This window comes from Saccharopolyspora hirsuta, from assembly GCF_008630535.1.
Lineage (GTDB): Bacteria > Actinomycetota > Actinomycetes > Mycobacteriales > Pseudonocardiaceae > Saccharopolyspora > Saccharopolyspora hirsuta.
The window spans coordinates 25,660-44,844 of record NZ_VWPH01000007.1; the positions used below are offsets into that span (position 1 = coordinate 25,660).

Genomic DNA, 19,185 nt, shown 5'->3' on the forward strand with positions numbered 1-19,185 from the left:
GCGACCGGCATCGCGCTGACGCGCTGGTCGCGGGCAGGTCAGCCGATCGCCTCCTGGATGCGCTTCCACGCGGCGAGCACGTGCCGACGCTCGGTCTGCGGTGATCCGACCGCGAACCGCAGCACCGTCCGACCGTCCACTCTGGTGTGCGTCAGGTACAGCTCGCCGGATTCGTTCAGCGATTCCATGAGCTGGTAGGTGCGCTCGTCGGCCTGCTCCGCGGCGAGCTCCGGGAACCGGGGCCGGAAGCACACCAGGCCGAGCGGGTGCGGCTCCAGCAGCTCGAAGCGCGGATCGTCGCGCACCCACCCGGCGAACTCCTGGGCGAGCGCCACCCCGGAGCGGATGTGCTCGCGCAGCCCGGCGGCCCCGTACCAGCGCAGCACCGACCACAGCTTCAGCGCCCGGAACCGCCTGCCCAGCGGCACCTGCCAGTCCCGGTAGTCGATCACCTCGCCGGACGCGGTGGCCGGGTTGCGCAGGTACTCCGGCAGGATCGACAGCGCGTCGATCATCGGCCCGCGGTCGGCCAGCCACAGCAGGCTGCAGTCGAAGTTGGTCAGCAACCACTTGTGCGCGTTGGTGCAGTAGGAGTCGGCGAACTCGGCGACCCCGTCGTTGATCCAGCGCAGCTCCGGGCACACCGCCGCCACGCCCGCGTAAGCCGCGTCGACGTGCAGCCAGACCCCGCGCGCCCGGCACACCTCGCCGACGGCGCGGACCGGGTCGATCGCGGTGGTCGAGGTGGTGCCGATGGTCGCGCACACCAGGGTGGGCACGGCCCCGGCGGCGAGGTCCTCGGCGATCAGGGCGTCCAGGTGCGCCGGGTCCATGCCGAGGGTGCCCGGGTCGACGTCGACGATCCGGACGTTGTCGGCGCCGATGCCGACCATGCGCGCGGCCCGGGCCAAGGACGAGTGGGTGTGCTCGGAGACGTAGAGGGTGTGCCGCCGCGTGATGCCCCGGCTCGCGACCTCACCGCCGCTGACCCGCTGCAGCGCGGCCAGGCACGCCACCAGCGCGGCGCTCGACGCCGAGTCCTGGATGACGCCGCCGCCGACCGCGTCGGTCCGGAAGTGCTCGGGCAGCCCGAGCAGCTCGGCCATCCAGTCGACCACGACGGTCTCCAGCTCGGTGCAGGCCGGGCTGGTCGCCCACACCATGCCCTGCACGCCGAGCCCGCTGGAGAGCAGGTCCCCGAGGATCGCCGGTCCGCTGGCGTTGGCCGGGAAGTAGGCGAAGAAGTTGGGGTGCTGCCAGTGCGTGACCCCGGGCATCAGCACGGCGTCGAGATCCCGCAGCACCGCCTCGAACGGCTCCCCCTCCTCCGGAGGGTGCGCGGGCAGCTGCGCCCGGACCTCCCCGGGCCGCACCTGCGACCGAACCGGGTGCGACTCGACCCCGGCGTAGTAGTCGGCAACCCAGTCGACGACCTGCCTGCCAAAAGCCCGGAACTCCTCCGGGGACATGTGCCCAACCACCCGGCCAGCCTCCCACCAAGAGCCCCGGGAAACCACCGCTCCCGCGAGCCGGGTCAGGGGGTGCCGGTGGCCATCCAGCGGTAGGTGCGCGGGGTGACCATGCGGTGGCCGACCACTGTGGACTGGGAGGAGCCGACGACGACCGTGGTGGACATGCCCACCTGGCTCGGGTCGAACTCGCTGATCGGGGCGCACCAGATCCGCTGGCCGGTGCGGGTCGCCTGGTGGACCGCGCCCACCGGGGTCGTCGCCGGGCGGTGCTCGGCCAGGATCTCCAGCGCTCGGGCCAGCTGCCGGTTCCGCTGGTCGGAGCTCGGGTTGTGGAAGCAGACCACCAGGTCGCCCTCGGCCGCCGCGCGCACTCGGCGTTCGATGACCTCCCACGGGGTGCGCAGGTCGGACAGGCCGATCAGCGCGTGGTCGTGGCCGAGCGGCGCGCCCAGCAGGGCCGAGGCCGCCAGCACCGCGGTCACCCCCGGGACCCCGACGACCTCGATGTCGACGTCCGCCCGCTCCAGCGCCGGGCTCGCCATCGCGTGCACCCCGGTGTCGCCCGAACCGATCAGCGCCACCGCGCGGCCCTCGCGGGCCAGTTCGACCGCCTCGACCGCGCGGGCCTCCTCGTCACCGGCACCGGTCGCCCGCACCTCGGTGCCGGGCCGCAGCAGGTGTCGCACCTGGTCGACGTACCGGTCCTGGCCGACCACGACCGAGGCGCGGCGCAGTTCCGCGTCGGCGCGCGGCACCCGCAGGTCCGCCGCCCCGGGGCCCAAGCCGATGAGGGCGAGCCTGCCCCTGGGGTGGATGCGGGCCGCGGCCACCGTCACGCCGTCGCCCTTGATCTTGGTCGCGACCAGCTCGACCGGGGCCCCGTAGCCGAGCTCCGCGCCCGCGTGCAGCGCCGAAGCCTCCGCCACGCTGGGCGTGCCGGTCTCGGCGCGCACCGCCGCGCTCGGGTTGGGCACCTCGACGTCGGCCAGCACCTCGGCCGGGTAGGTCAGCAGCGACAGCTCGTCCCCGCCGTCCGCGGAGTGCCAGAACCCGAGGTCCTGCACCGCTTCCAGGATCCCGGCCTCGTCGGCCTTGCCGTCCACGCTGGCGATCGCGCGGATCGCGCGCGGGTCCAGGCCGTGCTCGCTGTCCAGGCGGGCGATGGCCTCGGTCACCGCGGTGCGCGAGACCCCGCGCGCCGAGCCGACGCCCACCACCAGCGTGCGCGGGATCAACCGCAGCGTCCGCTCCTCCGCCTCGGTCGGTCGGCGGTCGTCGATCACCACCGTCCACAGCGGCGCCTCGACCCCCGGGGACACGTTCGGCGGCAGAGCGGGCAGCGGGAAGCCGTGCGGGTTGACCAGGCGCACCGGCAGGCCGTCGAGCACCGCCGACCCGCACCGCACCAGGTCGCCGTCCACAGTGGCGTCGAGCTGGTCGACCAGCTCGTCCAGCGGGGCGGTGCCGGTGCCGTCGGTGGCCGTGGTGACCACCGGCTGGCAGTCGAGCACGTCGGCGACCTGCTCGGCGAGCGCGTTGGCACCACCGGCCTGCGCCCCGGCCAGCGCGATCGCGAAGCGCCGCTCCTCGTCGACGCAGACCACGCCCGGATCGGTCCGCTCGTCGCGCAGCAGCGGCCCGACCAACCGCACGGTGGCCCCGCTGGCCAGGAAGAACACCGCCGCGTCGAGGTGGTCCCAGAGGCGCCGCACGGCGGACCCGATCGGCCCGTCGGCGACGACCGCGTCCGGCCCCAGCCGTCCGGCGAGGTCGGCGGCCGCCCGCCGTCCCGCCGCGGTCACCGCGAACAGACCGATCACTGCTTCTCCCCTACCCGGTCGACTGCGCTCCTCGCATGGTCCCACCCGCATGCTTCCAGCCGCCCCAACGCCACCACGACGTCCCGCCCACCTGGAGTTGCAGTTTCAGTTGAAACTGTGGTCCGCCGTGGGCGGGGATCGCATTTTCAATTGAGCCTTTTTCATCCTGCCCGTGGACCGCAGCTGCGAAGGGCGACCGGCACCGGTCGGCGAGGGGCGCATGCGCCGCAGGCGCATAACCCACCCTCGCAACTCGCACCGCCGCGGGTTCACGGTGCCCACCCCTCCGGGGTTCCTTCCGGCGAGGACAGCCCTGACGCCGTGTATCGGCTCATACATCAGTCAGGGCACCCACAGCCAGGCGGGCGCTGAGGTTCCGCTACCCGCACCGCCACGCAGAACGAGGCTGGAAAAACCTCACTGAAACTGCGGTCCTGACCGAGGTCTGGGCGTCGGCTCGCAGCGGCGGGGCCGGGGGTTACGGCTTCTTGCGGCCGGAGATCAGGACCACCGGGTCCGCCGCCTCCAGGCGGGACGTCCCGTCGGGGAGCTCGGCGAGGCGGGCCGCCGAGAGCTGGACGCCCTCGACCTCGTAGCCCGCCGTGCGGAGCGCCTCGCGGGTCTGGGCGACCCGGTCCAGCGCCGCCAGCGCCACCACCACGCGGGCCGCTCCGGCGTGCGCGCACGCCGTGACCACGTCGCTGCCGCCGGAGCCGACGAAGATCGCGTCCGGGCGGGGCAGGTCGCGCAGGACCTGCGGGGCTTCGCCCTCCTCCACCCGCACGTCCACGCCGTGGCTGGCCGCGTTGGTGATCAGCCGCACCGCGTGCGCCTCGTCGGACTCCACCGCGATCGCCGCCGCGCCCAGCCGGGCGCACTCCACGGCCACCGAGCCGGAGCCCGCGCCGACGTCCCACACCAGGGTTCCCGGCCGCGGCGCGAGCTTGGCCAGCGCCACCGCCCGCACCTCGGCCTTGGTGATCACGCCGTCGCGGTGCGAGAACTCCTCCTCCGGCAGCGCCCAGCCGGTGGCCGGGGGAACCGGCTCACCACCGGCGATCCAGCCGCGGTGCGGCACGTCGTCGAGATCGGCCAGGGACAGCACGATGTTCGGCTCGCGCCAGGTCCGCTTGGCCGCCTCCGCCGGGTCCACGGTGACCACCGACTCGTTCGGCCCGCCCAGGTCCTCGGCGACCACCATGGTGCGCCGCCACCCGGTCAGACCGGACCCGATCTGCGCCGGACCTGCCTTCGGCGCGGTCGTCAGCACCACCACGGCCGGGCGGGCGCGGCAGACGTTGATCGCCCGGGCGAGGTCCTGACCGGTCGCGCTGACCACCACCACGTCGTCCCACGACCGGCCGACGCGGGCCATCAGCTGCTGCACGCTGGACGTGGACGGCAGCACCGAGCACCGGATGCCGCGCTCGCGCAGCGCGCGCACCGCGCCGAAGAAGCCGGGATCGCCGGAGGCCAGCACCACGCCGTGCTCATCGCCGGACAGCGCGGACAGCGCGTTCAGCGCCGGTTCCAGCGGCCCCAGCTCAAGCTTGCGCGCGTGCTCGGGCGCGTGCGCGTCCAGGTGCCGCTTGCCGCCCACCACCAGCCGCGCCGACTCCAGCTCCTGCGCAGCGCCCTTGGGCAGGGCGCCGCCATCGATCCCGATCACCGTGACTGCCACGTCACCCACCTCGCCTCGGCGGCCACGACCGCGCGCTCGACCGGCGCGCGCGACCGACGGCCGCATTCCTCGCTGAACTGCTCCAATACTGCTGCCACCGACCCCCGGAACCGGAGCGCACACGCCGACGGACGCCGCGACCGGGGACGGCTCCGCCGCGGCACGTCCACATCGGACGTCAGTCGTCCGGCTGCTCCGCCTTCGCCGGGGACTTCCGCTTCGCCGCGGGCTTCGGCTTGGCCGCGGTCGCGGACTTCGTCCGCTTCGCCGCGGTCGTCTTGGTCCCGGTGGTCTTCGCGGTCTTGGTCGTCCGCTTGGCGGGGGTGGCCTTCGCGGTGGCCCTGGTCGTCGTGGTGCTGGCCGCGGAGGTCCGCCGCGACTTCGGCGCGGCTTCCGCGTGCACGGCCACCTCACCCGCTGGCACGGCATCGGCTGGCCCCGCAGGCACGGCGTCGGCAGCCGGTTCCGGCGATGCGGGGACGGGCGGCTCGGTCACGGCGACGGGCTCAGCCGTCACCGCAGCGGGCTCCTCGGCGGCGAAGAGCTGCGACTGCGCCGCGTCCACGCGCCGGGCCGGGGCCGAGCGGGTCGCCGCGACCCGCGCCGCTCCGCGGGCGCTCTCCTGCCAGTCGCGCACCGCCCACCAGGCCACGTCCGAGGCCTTGACGCCGTTGGTCTCGCGCGGCTCCGCCGCACCGGGCTCGGCTCCGCGCGGCCCTCCGGGCTCGACGCCGCGGCGCGCACCGGGGTCGGTGCTGCGGCGGCGCGGGGTGCTGGGGCGCATCGTGCGCCGGGGCGACGGCTCCGCGCGGCGGTAGGTGTGGAAGTGGTACGGGTGCGAGCGGGGGCCGCTGCCGCTGAGGCTCTTGCCGACGATGAACAGCGTGTTCCGCCAGAGCTTGCGCTGCTTGACGGTCTTCTCCAGCTCGCCGATCGTGGTGCGCACCAGCATCTCGTCGGGCCAGGTGACCTTGTAGGCGACCAGCACCGGGGTGTCGTCCGGGTAGCCACCGGCGCGCAGCTCCTCGACCAGCTGGGCGGTGCGGGAGGCGGAGAGGAACAGCGCCATCGTGGTGCCGTGCTTGGCGAGCTCGCGCACCTCCTCGCCCGCGGGCGTCGGCGTCCGGCCGCCCTCCAGGCGCGTCACCACCAGCGACTGGGCGACCTCCGGCGCGGTCAGCTCGCGGCCGATCGCGGCGGCCGCCGCGGAGAACGGCTGGACGCCGGGCACGATCTCGACCTCCAGGTGCATCCGGGCGCACGCGTCGTGCTGCTCCTGGACGGAGCTCCACATCGACGGGTCGCCGGAGTGCACCCGGACCACCTTGAGCTTGTCCCGCTCGGCGCGGCGGTAGATCTCCAGCGCCTGCTCGTGGGTCAGGCGGGAGGAGTCGATCAGCTCGGCGTCGCCGCGGGCGTGCTCCTGGATGCACTCCGGCGCGACCAGGCTCGCGGACCACACCACGACGTCGGCTTCGGCGATCCGCCGCGCGCCGCGGACCGTGATCAGGTCGGCCGCGCCCGGACCGGCACCGATGAACGAGATCCGGCCAGTCACCATTGCTCTCCTCTTCCGCCTCGGGGTGGAAGCACCAACACAGCGGACAGCTGCGGCGCGCCGTCCACTTCGGACACCTCAGGCGGGCGGGGCGCCCGCGGCGCGCAACTCACCGAGCCGCCGCCCGCCTTCGCAGGCACTGACCGTACCGCGTGCCCGCACCCCGCCCCGCAGCGCGGTCACGTCCCGCACAACGCCTGTCACCGGCCGTGATAACGCTTCCGAAACGGGCACCCGGCGCACGGCGTGGCGGAGCCCACGCCGCCGTCCTGATCACGCGAAACCCGTTCTCCTGCCGCGCAACGAGCCTCACCGCGCGCACCTCGCCACGAACCGCTCGACCGATCCGGGCTGCCCGGCGGGATGGGTGTGCAAGTAGGAGGCGTGCACCCCGCGGTCGACGAAACCCTCGCGCTGCGCGGCTCCGCTCCGCCAGAACCACGCGGCCTGCGCGCCGTGGGCGGGCTCCAGGACGGTGCGGTGGAACTCGTGCCCGCTCACCCGCGCCCCTTCGGGGAACAGCGCGGAATCCGCGGCGGCCACCGCATCCCGGTAACCGAGCGTCAGGCGCGGCGACATCCGCGCCCGCGCGTCGAGCACCCCGCACAACGGGTGCCCGTCCAGCTCCTGCGCCAGGTAGAGCAGTCCGCCGCACTCGGCGTGCACCGGCGCGCCGCTGGCGGCGAGCGCAGCGATCTCCCGCCGCAGCGCGGTGTTCGCGGACAGCTCGGCGGCGTGCTGCTCCGGGAAACCGCCCGGCAGCACCAAACCCGCAGTGCGCTCGGGAAGTCGTTCGTCGTTGAGCGGGTCCACGACGGCCACCTCGGCACCAGCTGCTTCGAGCAGCTCGACGTGCTCTGCGTAGGCGAAGGTGAACGCCGGGCCACCGGCCACCGCGACCACCGGTGAACCCTGCGGAGAGACCTCGTCCTGTGGGTTCCAGACCGGCCCCAGGAGCTCCGGTGCCGACCGCGCGATCTCGGCGATCGCGTCGAGATCCACCGAGCTGGCAACGACCTCGGTCATCGCGTCCACCGCCCGGACCGCCTCCGCACCGTGCTCGACGGCGGTGACGAGCCCGAGGTGCCGGGACGGCACGGCGAGATCGGCGGCGCGCGGGACGGCGCCGAGCACCGGCAGCCCCGCGGCGTCCGCGGCGTCGCGCAGCACCTGCTCGTGGCGCGGCGAACCGACGCGGTTGAGGATCACGCCCGCGACCCGGACTTCGGGCCGGTAGCTGCGGAAACCGTGCAGCAGCGCGGCGAGGCTGTGGCTCTGGCCCCGGGCGTCGACCACCAGCACGACCGGCGCGTCGAGCAGCTCCGCCACGTGCGCGGTGGATCCGACCGCCAAGCCCTCACCGGGGCCGATGCGGCCGTCGAACAGCCCCATCACGCCCTCCACCACGGACAGCTCCGCCGCGCCGTGCCGGAACAGCGGCGCGATCCGCTCCTCGCCGACCAGCACCGGGTCCAGGTTCCGCCCCGGCCGCCCAGCGGCGATCCGGTGGTACCCGGGGTCGATGTAGTCCGGGCCGACCTTGAACGGCGCGACGTCGGTGCCGCGGCGCCGCAGCGCCCCGAGCAGCCCGGTCGCCACCGTCGTCTTGCCCTGCCCGGACGCCGGGGCCGCCAGCACCACCCGGGCGTGCCGGGAAGCGGTCACCACTCGATGCCCTTCTGGCCCTTCTGCCCGGCGTCCATCGGGTGCTTGACCTTGGTCGTCTCCATCACCAGGTCGGCGGCGTCGAGCAGCGCCTGCGGGGCGTGGCGGCCGGTGATCACGACGTGCTGATGGCCCGGGCGGTCGCGCAGCGTCGCCACGACCTCCTCGACGTCGACCCACCCCCAGTGCAGCGGGTAGGTGAACTCGTCCAGCACGTACATCCCGTGCTGCTGCTCACCGATCCGCCGCGCGATCTCGCGCCAGCCCTCGAGCGCGGCGGCGGCGTGGTCCTCCTCGCTGCCCTTCTTGCGCGCCCAGGACCAGCCCTCGCCCATCTTGTGCCACTCGACCGGACCGCCCTCGCCGGTCTCCTCGTGCAGCCGACCCAGCGCGCGGAACGCGGACTCCTCGCCGACCCGCCACTTCGCGGACTTGACGAACTGGAACACCCCGATCGACCAGCCCTGGTTCCAGCCGCGCAGCGCGAGCCCGAACGCGGCGGTGGACTTGCCCTTCATCTCGCCGGTGTGCACCACGACCAGCGGTCGGTTGCGGCGCTGGCGGGTGGTGAGTCCGTCGTTCGGCACGGTGGAAGGCTGTCCCTGCGGCATGCCCGAAACCCTAACGAAGTCGATCGTGAGCCGATCACCGCAGGTCGTGAGTGCGAAAACCGGCTGGAGGCGGCTTTCGCACTCACGGCCTCAGCGCGGCCGGACGGACGCCAGCTGTTCGTCGAGGTAGCGGGCCAGGCGGGGTTTGTCCGCCGGGCTGAAGGTGTTCCAGCGCTGGCCGTCGTGGTTGCGGCGGGTGGTGACGCTGTAGCGGCCCTCCTCGGTGTCCCGCCAGCTGATCGCCGGGAGCCGGACCTGCTGGCCATCCGCGTCGACACCGGTGACCACGAAGTACCCGACGCTCCGCAGGGGCAGCGCCATGATCCGCTCCACCTTGCGCATGTCCCCGCCCCCTCGCCCGGAGGCGCTCGGCTGCGCCGCACCGAGCCACGAGTCCGGCTCCGCGTTGGGCTCCGGCTGCGGCTTCTGCTCCCCGGCGACGGCGATCGTGCCAGCGTCGAGCTTGCCAGCGGGAGCTTCCGGCAGCAGCCCGACGCAGACCCGCGCCAGCCCGCGAACGTCGATGAACTCGATCCGCAGCCCGCGCTCGTCCTGGACCGCGACCACCCCGGCGCGCCCGGCGGCGACCACGCGGGCCCGGTAGACCGCGTCCGACTTCCCGTCGTAGGAGGTCACCGCCACCGCGACCTCCGGCCGGTGCAGCAGCTGCAGAGCCTGCTCCAGCTCCGGTTCGGCCCTGCCGCGATCGGCGAGGCGGCGCCGCTCCAGCTCGGACCAGACGTCCTTGCGAAGCCGGGCGCGCTCGTCGAGGGTGGCGCAGAAGTGCGGGATCTCGAACGGGAACTGCCGCAGGTCCAGTTGCAGGTCCTCGCCGAGGATGTCCACCGATTCGGCGGACAGAGTGAACGAATCGATCACCATTCCCCCTGGTGGGCGCGCGTCGACATCCCGGGAGAACGTCGGTTTTCCCGGGAATCGAGCAGAATTGTTGAAATTACTCGCCGAACACCGGCGGTGCGACCTTCGGCAGCCCGAGGTCTTCCCAAGCCTCGTCGGTGTCGAGCACGTACTTGTTCTCGTGCTCGTCGTCCTCTTCGGACCTGCCGCCCTGGCCGCGCCCGGCAGCACCGGCACCGGCCATCCCGGCACCACCGCGACCACCGGCCGCACCGGCAGAGCCACTTCCGCCCACCCCGGCGCTACCTGCGGCTCCGAGCCCGCCGACCCCGGCACGGCCACCGGCTCCGAGCTGGTTGCCCGCGCCGCCAGCGCCGAGACCGCCGAGCCGACCGACACCGCCGCCGAGCCCACCGGGACGCCCGATGCCCCCAGCACCGCCAAGCCGACCCGTGCCACCTCCAGGGCCGCCCGGACGTCCCATGCCACCAGGACCGGGACGCTGCTGGTTGGGCGGAAGCGGAGCCCAGTTCCCGTTGTAGGGATTGCGCCGCTCCCACCTGCCGGTCTGCGGGTTCCACCGCGTGTCGGGCACGCTCCCGCCCGGGGTCGTCCACACCGGGTTCGTGCTGCTCGGCGGCACCGGAGGAGTCGATCCGCCCAGGTTCGACGAAGGCACCGACGACGAACCGGACGGCGACGGCGTGGAACCCGCCCAAGCGGAGTGGGTGCCCGACGGAGTGCTGCCGGAGATGCTGGTCGACGGGTCGACCGACCCGATCGGCAGCTGGGACTCCGGCGGCCGCCCGGTGTCCTCCGGTCCCCGCGGAGCGGGCACGAAAGCAGGCGTCTGCGCGGCGGCCTGCCCGAAGTCGCCCTCCATGGTCGACATGACCTGAGCGGCCTCGGCGTGCGCGGCCTGGCTCTTCTCCTGCTTCTCGACGATCTCGTTCGCCCGGCTGACCGCGGTGAACGGATTCGGATCGGAGAAGTAGTTCTTCAGCTCCTGCTTCATGTCGAACTCGACGACCTCGGGCATCGAGTTCTTCGCCCGCTCCCCGGCCTCGGCCTGCAACCCGATCTGGTTCGCGGTCAGCTGCGCGGCGTTCCCGGAGTGCGCCATGTGGTCGGCCAGCTGCGTGACGTGGGCCCGCATGGCGTCACCGGCCTCGCCCTGCCAGGTCTGCTCGGTCTTGCGCGCGGCCTGCTTGATCTGCTCGGCGAAGTCCAGGAACTTCTCGCCGTGCCCGTGGTAGATGCGGCCGACGTCGTGCACCGCGGTCGGATCGAAGTTCTCCTTGACGAACCGATCCATCTCCTTGTGCTCGAAGGAGAGGTAGTGGGTGTTGCCGAGCTGCCCGGGCTTCTCCCGAAGCTCCTGGTCGGCGGACAGCACCTGAGCCTGCTGCTGCCCGTACTTGGCGGCCTCCTGCTTCGCGTAGGCCTGCGACATCACCTGGTTCAGCACGTCCCCGACCAGCCAGGTGTTCGAGACATCGGAGTACTTCTGCTGCCCCTGCTGGTACGCGTGCTGCTCGTAATCGGCGATGTACTCGGAACCACCACCCTGCGGCGACGTCATGACTTCCCCCAATTCCTTTTAAGTTCTCGACTAATTCTTCAGTTCTTCGGAAGCTTGGCCTCGACCAGTTCGCCAGCACGCTGCGCGAGCTGGCAAGCGGCATCGGTGTTCATGTCGTTCGAGGTGGCATCCAGCGAAACCGACGACGAATCCCCCGCTGCGAACAACAGCGAGCAGTCACCGGCCCCAAGCGCCTCGCGGTGAATCTTCGCCTCGTGCCCGGCGAACGTCGTGGACTCGACCTGGCCGCCAGAGAGGTTCTGCTGCTCCAACGAAGTGCTGTCGTAGAGCACAACCCGGATACCGCCCTCTGCCGTATCCCAGTCACATCCACGCCCACCAGCGAAGTCCTTCACCTCACCAGTGCCTTCGAGTCCCAGCTGCGAAGTCGCTTCAGCGTCGAAAACCTGGCAAGCATCCAGTTCCGCAAGGCCGGATCCGGCGTCAGCGGAACTCGTCGGCGCAGGTGCACCGGTAGGGGTTGATGTACCCGACTGCCCAGTGCCACACGCAGCAGCACTGGCCAGTAGCGTCATGAATGCTGCCAGCGCAGCGAAACGCGAAGCCCTCTTACGCACCCGAACAAACCCCGATCTCATGCCTGCACGCCGAAATTGGCGTTGCCCTCGTCCACGTCCTGATAAGTTTGAATGCCCTTTTTGATCGCCTCGATCACCTGGGGCACGCGTTCCCGCATTTGCCTGATCATCTCTTCGTACGAACGGCCGTCCCCGCCTGCCGCAACCTGCTTGTTGAAGTTGCTGATGGCTTGCCCAGCCGGGCTGTCCCCGAGCGGGGTTTCACGCGCGAGCTGCCTGATGTCGCGCTGCATATCGCCGAGCTCACCCTGGAAGTCCTCGAATATCCTGATCAGCTCGTCGCCCGCCTCGGGCGTGACGCGAAACGAGCCGCTGTTGGCCGCGCTGATGATGCCTTGCATCGCGTCGTTCGAAGCGGCGAGCCCTGCCACCGCGCCAGCCCCCGTCCCAACTGGCTCCGTCATCGACAGTCCTCCCCCAGGCATGTCCGGTCCGTCCCAAACGGCTAAGAAATTAGCACCGCCGCGCTCGCGCGTAGGCGAGTACGAGACGGATTCGCAAGCCTCCGGCCAGATACACCCCAACGGAGCAACCGGCCAGATCCGGCGTGGTCAACTTCACGGCGCTCGGCGGGCGGTCGTCGGTGAACATGGACGGGCGTCCCAGAAGAGGAGCTGCCCGATGCCGTCCGCCAGGCCACCGCTGGTGCTGTCCGCCGCCACGCTGATCTCCAACTTCGACCGGTTCGCGGTCACGCCGATGCTGGTGCTGATCGCGCTCGGGATGGAGGTTCCACTGGCCTCCGCGGTGGCCGCCGCCAGCGGGTACTTCCTCGCCTACGGGCTGATGCAGCCGGTGTGGGGGATGCTGTCGGACCGGTTCGGGCGCATCGTCGTCATGCGCGGCACGCTCTTCGCCGCGGCGGTCACCGGAATCGCGTCCGCGCTGGCCCCGAACCTGGCCGCGCTGGTCGTCGCGCGGGTGATCACGGGCGCGTGCGTGGGCGCCATCGTTCCGGCGTCGCTGACCTACGTCGGCGACACGGTTTCCCCGGAGCGGCGGCAGGGCGCCCTTTCCGACCTCATGGCGGCGTCGGCGCTGGGGACCGCGCTGGCCACCGCGATCGGCGGTGTGCTGGCGAGTTTTCTGGACTGGCGCGTGGTTTTCGCGCTCCCGGCGCTGTGCGCGGCGGTGTGCGCCGTGCTGCTGGGCCGACTGCCGGAGCCGGAACGCGCTCACGTCGCCGGGATGCGCAAGCACCTGGCGGTGGTGCTGACGAACCGCTGGGCGCTGCTGGTGTTCGGGCTGGTCTTCGTGGAAGGCGCGGTGCTGCTGGGCATCCTGACCTTCCTGCCGTCCGCGCTGGTGCACCGCGGGGTCGACGTCGCGGTGGCGGGCTTGGCCACCGCCACCTACGGCGTCGGGGTGTGGCTGTTCTCCCGGCTGGTCAAGGCGTTGGGGCGGCGGCTCGCGGTGTGGCAGCTGATCGCGATCGGCGGCGCCTCGATGGCGGTCGGCTACCTGGTCGTGGTGCTGCGGACGGACATCCCGTCGGTGGTGATCACGGCCCTGCTGCTCGGCGGCGGCTGGTCGTTCATGCACTCGTCGCTGCAGACCTGGGCCACCTCGGTGGTCCCCGAAGCCCGCGGCCTGACGGTGTCGCTGTTCGCCTCGGCCCTGTTCCTCGGCAGCGCAGCCGCATCGGCGGCGGCCGGTCACCTCGCCGACCGCGGCGCGTACGCGCTGCTCTTCGGCGTCGCCGCAGCGACCGCGATCCCGCTGCTGATCATCGCGGCCGCGTGCCGCTACCGCTACCAGACCCGCACCGCACCCGTGTGAACGTCGTGAGCGGCGATGGCCGCGCTTACGACCATCGCCGCTCACGACCTACTCGGGACGCGGCGCGTCGCGGTAGCCGTCCCTGCCGTGCTCACCGGTGTACTGACCGCTGCCGTTGTAGCCGTCGTAGTACGAACCGGAATCGCCGTCGTAGTTCTGCTCGTGGTACTGCTCGGCCCCGAGCGCCCCGCGGGTCATCGCGCTCTCCGGCTTCACCACGTTCGTCCACTGGTTGATGTCGTCGGCGTAACGCCCCTGGTAGCCGGTGCCCTGGACCCAGTCCTGGGCCCTCCTGCCCACTCCCTCGGCGACCGACCGGCCAGCGTCGTCCGCGCCGTTCATCCACCGCAGCCCGGTACCCGCCAGGTTCTCCGAACCCCGGGTCAGGCCGGTCGCGGCGTCCGCGGTGCGACCGGCCGCGCTGGTGAGCCCGTCCGCGGCGCGCGTCACGCCCGGCGCCACGGCCTCCATGCCGTTCGCACCCGCCGTGGCCATGCGCCCCGCCGCGTGCGTGGCCCCGCCCAGCGCCGGGGACGCCGGGAACACCTTCGCCCCCGAGGTGACCAGGTCCGCGCCGATCTTCGAACCGACCTTGGCCATGTCGTCCAGCGCCCGCGCCATCAGCGCGCCCGCCTTGCCGAGCTTGGCCAGCAGCGCGCTGATCTTGCTGGTGATCTTGGCGATGGTCATACCGATCCGCCCGGCCGCGTAGGCCAGGTACCCGGCCACCGTCGCGCCGAAGCTGACCACGGAACCGGCCAGCGCCGCGAGCGCGCCCTTGATCAGCTCCGCGACGATCGCGGCGATGATGTCGCGGATGATGCCGCGCGTCGTGGCCACCATCGTGCCCGCGGTGGCGATCGTCGCCGAGGCGCTTCCGGCGCTGATCGACAGCGCCTGCAGACCGTCGGTGTACTCCTTGACCTGCCGCGAGTACGCGTCCTTGGCCTGACCGGACCACTCGGCGGTCTGCTGCTCGGCCTGCCCGGGCAGCTCGTCGGCGAGCTGCTGCAGGTCCTCCTTGATGGCCAGCCAGGTGTCCGCGCCCTCCTTGATCGCGTTCGGATCACCGGCGACGAAGTCGAGCAGCTCGCGCAGCGGCGCGAGGTGCTCCATCAGCCAGCCGACGCCCGCGGCCAGCGCGGAGCCGACCGGGTCGATCGCCAGCAGCAGCCCGTCGAGGGCGAGCACACCGCCGCTGGCGGCGAGGTCGCCCCAGTCGCCGCTCTGCACGGCGTTGGCGGTGGCGCGGGCCGAGTCCACGATTCCCGCTCCGGCGCTCCAGGTCCCGGACTCCAGGGACGGCGCCTCGGTGTCGACGAACATCGACGACATCAGCTCACACCTCGATCTTTCCGATGGAATCAGCGTTGCGCTGGTCGTCGCCCTCGTAGTCGGCCGCGCACGCGCTGACGGCCTCGCCGAGCAGGTCGGTGTTCTGCGAGAAGGTGCGGATCTGCTCGGCGGCCTGCTGCGAGGTCTCCCGGGCCTGGGTGGCGAACATCTGCCCCACCAGGCCGAAGGAGTCCACGCCGAAGCTGACCCCGCTGGCCTTGTCCGCGGCGGCCGAGACCTTGCCCGCGAGTTCCGACAGGTACTCCGAGTGCGACCGCAGCGCGGCGGGTTTCACGGCGAATTGCGACATCGTGGCTGCTCCTGGTCAGCGGAGGAAGGTCTGCGGCGGTTCGTCGTCGTGGTCGTCCGGATCGGGGCGCCGGTTCGCCGCCCCCTCGGGCTCCGGCTCGGCCGGGAGCTGGGAGCGCAGGAAGTCCATCCCGGCAGCGCCCGCCACCGGCTCGACCGCGCTGACCACCCGACCGGCCACCGCGGCCTGCGCCTGCCCGGCGAGCTGCAGGATCGTCGCCTGCAGGTCCGCCGCGCTCCGGCGCATCGCCCGCTGGTCGATCCGCAGGTCCTTCAGCGCACCGTTGGCACCGACCGTGACCGACACCGCGCCGTCGGGATCGCTCGCCGTCTCGGCCATCTCCTGCATCTGCTGCTGGATCTGCTCGGACTGGCGCACCATCTCGTCAGCCCGCTCCTGCATCATCGCCAACCACTGCTCCGGCGACTGTTCCACGCCATTCCTCCCGATCGCTACGCAGTTGTCCGGTTGGACGCGGTTTCCACCGAATCGGTTCCACCGAGTCGCCGGTCGGCGACGAGCTTCAACCGGACCCCCACCGCGACCGCGGCCAGCGGCACCGCCACAGCCCTGACGACGGCCAGCCAGTCCGGGATGGTGAGCACAGCGCTCAAGACCGCCGCCGCCCCGCCGAGAACCACCAACCAGCTCCCGACCTTCCCGACCCGCCGCGTCCGCTCCGGCGGCAGCGCCTTCGGCTCGACGACACCCTTCTTCCGCCGCAGCTGCGATACGAACCAACCTGCGATGAGGGCGAGGTATCCGAGCAGGATCACCAGCACCGAACTGGCCGTCGGGGCCGCGGATGCGGTGCCGAGACCACCCGCGATCACCAGGCCCCAACCGATCGGCAGCGCCAACGGCTGCCACCACTGCAGCCGCACCCGCCGACGCCGTTCCCGCTTGCGGTCGGCGGGCATCGGCGGCACACCCGGAATCCGCACGCCGTAGAAGGTCGCGAAGGTCAACGCGACGAAAAGGGAATAGCCCAGACCGGCGAAAGGACGTGGTGCGTCGACCGCGATGAAGTCCCCGCCCCTCGCCGCCTTGCGGTAGACCACGGGCGCAGGCCGGGTCTGGTTCTCCGGCGTCAGTTCCGAGTTCCGGAACACCTTCCGCGTCACCTCGCCGTCGGACCAGGTGATCTGCGCATCGCACGACCAGTACCAGCCCAAACCGGAGCGGCTGACCGGCCCGACCCGCTCGCAGTGCGCGGCCAGCGCAGTTCCGCTCCTCGCCACAGCACCGTCGGCGTTCAGCACACCCATGTTGACGCCAACGGTGAACAGCACCAGCGCCAGCAACGCCCGCACCAGCACCTGCGAGACCACGTAGGTGACCCGCCAGAACCGCTCCACCCCCGGCAGGTCCGCCCACCGCCCGACGCCGGGCAGGCTCGTCCACGGCTCCCGCCACGGCGGGGTGCGCGGGTTCCGCGCTGGTTCCCCATCCCGGTCCGGGGCGTCGGCGTCCGGTTTCGAGCGCCCACCACCCGCGATGCCGAACTCGTCGGGACCGGTCATACGTCGGTCGCCTCCCGAACATCCGCACGCTCCGGAACTACCGGGAAAACCGCCCAGCACTTCCCTTTCCGGCACACTTCACCACAACCAGAGCACATCGTGGTCAGGCCGCCCCGGAGACACCGGTGCACCTGCGGGATTCGTCACAACGACCGCCGACAACTCCGGCGCAGAGCGCAAAAAGAGCCCCCGCACTCAACCAGCCTGGGGGTCGCCGGGAGCGCGGGGGCACTTCGCAAGTCCACCCCTGGGGGTCAGGTGGACGGCAGCCACCGTACCAATCCGACCAGTGGGTCGGTACTCGCTATCGAGAATCTCGTAACCAAAACGAGATCAAGCGGCTCGCGGGCGTTCATCCCGCACGGCACGGACCACACCTGCGACGTTCTCCGCGGACAGCTCCTCGAGCCGCAGGCACGGACCACCCAGGGCAGCGGCCAACCGCGCGGGCAGACCCAGCCGGACCATCCCGTTCTCGCAGTCCACCACGATCGACGCCGCTCCCGTCTCGGCCACCAGCCCGGCGGCGCGCAGCGCGTCGTCGACGGCGCGCTGCGCGCGATCCCGCCCGCTCAGCCCGGAGTTCACCGCCACGGTGGCCCGCCCGTCGGTCAGCAGCACGACCAGCGCCCGGCGCTGCGGATCGCGCGTCCGCTCCCGCTGCACCACCCGCTGGACCTGCAGCAACCCGTCCGCGAGCGGAGTGCGACCACCCGTGCGCAGCCCGCGCATCCGCGCCGCCGCGATGTCCACAGAGGACGTCGGCGGCAGCGCGAGTTCGGCGGAGTCGCCCCGGAACGTGACCACACCGACCTTGTCGCGCCGCTGGTAGGCGTCGCGCAGCAGGGAAAGGACCGCACCGCTGACCGCGGACATCCGCTCCCTGGCCGCCATCGACCCGGAGGCGTCCACCGCGAACAGCACGAGGTTGCCCTCGCGCCCCTCCCGGATCTCACGCCGCAAGTCGTCGGACCGCAGCACCAGCCCCGGACCGCTGCGCCCCCGCGCGACCTGGTGCGGCGCAGCAGCCGCCAGCGTGGCGGCCACGTGGACCCCGTGCCCCTCCACAGTGGACGACCGCGTCGTCCGGCCGCTCCGCGACCGCGACCGCGAGCGCCGTCCCGGCGCCCCGTCGCCGAGCCCCGGCACCTCCAGCAACCGCGCCCGGAACGCCGGCGTCGGCGCCGCCGGCGCCTTGTCCGCCGGGGCGCGGCCGTCGCTGCGCTCCTCCGCGCCGCCTCCGCCGGTCGGCTCCGTCGGCCCGTCCGGCGCCTGCCCGCCGCCGTCGGGGCCGTCCGGCCCCTCCGGGGGTTCGTCGCCGTCGTCCTCGGCGTGCTCCGCCGCCTCGGCGAGCGCCTGTTCCAGCTGGTCCTCGGCCATCCCGGGTTCGTCGAAGGGGTCTCGGCGGCGGCGGTGCGGCAGCGCGAGGCGGGCCGCCGCTTCGACGTCCTGCTCGGCGACCGCCTCGGCTCCGCGCCAGGCCGCGTGCGCGATCGCCGTGCGGGCCAGCACGAGGTCGGCGCGCATCCCGTCGACGTCGAAGGACGCGCACAGCGCGGAGATCCGGCGGAGTTCGGCGTCCGGCAGGGCCACCTGCTCGACGCGGTCGCGGGCGGCGCGGATGTGCGCGGCGAGCTCGGCGTCGGCGTCGGCCCACTTCGCGGCGAACCCGACCGGGTCGGCCTCGAAGGCCAGTCGGCGGCGCACCACCTCGGTGCGGGTCGCGACCTCCCGCGACGCCGCGACCTGCACGGTGAGGCCGAACCGGTCGAGCAGCTGCGGCCGCAGCTCGCCCTCCTCCGGGTTCATCGTGCCGACCAGCAGGAACGACGCCGCGTGCGAGACCGAGACGCCTTCCCGCTCGACGTGCGCGCGGCCCATCGCGGCGGCGTCCAGCAGCAGGTCGACCAGGTGGTCGTGCAGCAGGTTGACCTCGTCGACGTACAGCACGCCGCGGTGCGCGGCGGCCAGCAGGCCGGGTTGGAAGGCGCGGACACCTTCGGTCAGCGCGCGCTCCAGGTCCAGCGAACCGATCAGGCGGTCCTCGGTGGCGCCCACCGGCAGTTCGACGAGCTGCGCCGGGCGCTGCGTCGAAGCCGAGTCGTGCGGACCGTCCGGGCACTGCGGGTCGGGGCTGCTCGGGGCGCACCCGAAGCGGCAGTCGGCGACCACGTCCAGCGGCGGCAGCAGCGACGCGAGCGCGCGCACCACGGTGGACTTCGCCGTGCCCTTCTCGCCGCGGACCAGCACCCCGCCGATGCGCGGGTGCACGGCGTTGAGCAGCAGTGCCAGCCGCAGATCGTCGTGGCCGACGACGGCCGAGAAGGGGAAGCGCGGAGCAGCGGTCATGCCGGGTTCCTTCCTCGGGGTGCGGACGCCCCGGTGGCGGGAA

General features: G+C 72.6%; 16 protein-coding genes. 1 reads left to right on the forward strand and 15 read right to left on the reverse strand.

Going from position 1 to position 19,185, the window contains the following annotated elements:
* Positions 1-38: 38 nt before the first annotated feature.
* The 10 genes from F1721_RS15860 to F1721_RS15905 form a co-directional block, all read right to left on the reverse strand.
* A complete protein-coding gene (locus F1721_RS15860; RefSeq protein WP_150067867.1) occupies positions 39-1,469 on the reverse strand; it encodes a pyridoxal-dependent decarboxylase in 1,431 nt (476 codons plus the stop codon).
* A gap of 65 nt (positions 1,470-1,534) precedes the next feature.
* A complete protein-coding gene (cobJ, locus tag F1721_RS15865) occupies positions 1,535-3,292 on the reverse strand; it encodes a precorrin-3B C(17)-methyltransferase (protein ID WP_150067472.1) in 1,758 nt (585 codons plus the stop codon).
* 478 nt (positions 3,293-3,770) lie between these two features.
* The gene (gene cbiE, locus F1721_RS15870; RefSeq protein ID WP_150067473.1) at positions 3,771-4,973 is read right to left on the reverse strand and encodes a precorrin-6y C5,15-methyltransferase (decarboxylating) subunit CbiE; all 1,203 of its coding nucleotides are present in this window, start codon (positions 4,971-4,973) and stop codon (positions 3,771-3,773) included.
* 178 nt (positions 4,974-5,151) lie between these two features.
* Positions 5,152-6,534, reverse strand: a complete 1,383-nt coding sequence (cobM, locus tag F1721_RS15875; protein ID WP_150067474.1) for a precorrin-4 C(11)-methyltransferase — start codon at positions 6,532-6,534, stop codon at positions 5,152-5,154.
* 306 nt (positions 6,535-6,840) lie between these two features.
* On the reverse strand, positions 6,841-8,199 hold the full coding sequence (locus tag F1721_RS15880) for a cobyrinic acid a,c-diamide synthase CobB (protein WP_150067475.1): 1,359 nt from the start codon (positions 8,197-8,199) through the stop codon (positions 6,841-6,843).
* Positions 8,193-8,807, reverse strand: a complete 615-nt coding sequence (cobO, locus tag F1721_RS15885) for a cob(I)yrinic acid a,c-diamide adenosyltransferase (RefSeq protein WP_150067476.1) — start codon at positions 8,805-8,807, stop codon at positions 8,193-8,195. Before cobO ends, F1721_RS15880 begins: the two co-directional genes overlap by 7 nt.
* 90 nt (positions 8,808-8,897) lie before the next feature.
* Positions 8,898-9,686 carry an ESX secretion-associated protein EspG gene (locus tag F1721_RS15890; protein ID WP_150067477.1) on the reverse strand — a complete coding sequence of 263 codons (789 nt, stop codon included), beginning with the start codon at positions 9,684-9,686 and terminating at the stop codon, positions 8,898-8,900.
* A gap of 76 nt (positions 9,687-9,762) precedes the next feature.
* Positions 9,763-11,247, reverse strand: coding sequence for a PPE domain-containing protein (locus tag F1721_RS15895; RefSeq protein WP_150067478.1), 1,485 nt, complete (start codon positions 11,245-11,247; stop codon positions 9,763-9,765).
* Between the two features lie 38 nt (positions 11,248-11,285).
* Positions 11,286-11,846, reverse strand: a complete 561-nt coding sequence (locus tag F1721_RS15900; protein WP_150067479.1) for a DUF3558 domain-containing protein — start codon at positions 11,844-11,846, stop codon at positions 11,286-11,288.
* On the reverse strand, positions 11,843-12,250 hold the full coding sequence (locus tag F1721_RS15905) for a hypothetical protein (protein WP_150067480.1): 408 nt from the start codon (positions 12,248-12,250) through the stop codon (positions 11,843-11,845). The genes F1721_RS15900 and F1721_RS15905 overlap by 4 nt, the downstream gene beginning before the upstream one ends.
* A 217-nt stretch (positions 12,251-12,467) precedes the next feature.
* Between F1721_RS15905 and F1721_RS15910 the strand changes: the two genes are divergently transcribed.
* Positions 12,468-13,625, forward strand: coding sequence for an MFS transporter (locus F1721_RS15910; RefSeq protein WP_150067481.1), 1,158 nt, complete (start codon positions 12,468-12,470; stop codon positions 13,623-13,625).
* Between the two features lie 48 nt (positions 13,626-13,673).
* On the opposite strand, the gene F1721_RS15915 is transcribed toward F1721_RS15910, so the two are convergent.
* From F1721_RS15915 to F1721_RS15935, 5 genes are all read right to left on the reverse strand, one after another.
* The gene (locus F1721_RS15915) at positions 13,674-14,960 is read right to left on the reverse strand and encodes a WXG100 family type VII secretion target (protein ID WP_150067482.1); all 1,287 of its coding nucleotides are present in this window, start codon (positions 14,958-14,960) and stop codon (positions 13,674-13,676) included.
* Positions 14,961-14,964: 4 nt separating this feature from the next.
* Entirely contained in the window at positions 14,965-15,270 is a 306-nt protein-coding gene (locus F1721_RS15920; protein ID WP_150067483.1) for a type VII secretion target, read from the reverse strand.
* A 15-nt stretch (positions 15,271-15,285) separates the two neighbouring features.
* On the reverse strand, positions 15,286-15,705 hold the full coding sequence (locus F1721_RS15925) for a YbaB/EbfC family nucleoid-associated protein (protein WP_150067484.1): 420 nt from the start codon (positions 15,703-15,705) through the stop codon (positions 15,286-15,288).
* A 17-nt stretch (positions 15,706-15,722) separates the two neighbouring features.
* Positions 15,723-16,793 carry a DUF6346 domain-containing protein gene (locus tag F1721_RS15930; RefSeq protein ID WP_150067485.1) on the reverse strand — a complete coding sequence of 357 codons (1,071 nt, stop codon included), beginning with the start codon at positions 16,791-16,793 and terminating at the stop codon, positions 15,723-15,725.
* Positions 16,794-17,126: 333 nt separating this feature from the next.
* Positions 17,127-19,142 (reverse strand): putative cobaltochelatase, encoded by a 2,016-nt coding sequence (locus F1721_RS15935; protein ID WP_150067486.1) that lies wholly within the window; start codon positions 19,140-19,142, stop codon positions 17,127-17,129.
* Between the last annotated feature and the right edge of the window lie 43 nt (positions 19,143-19,185).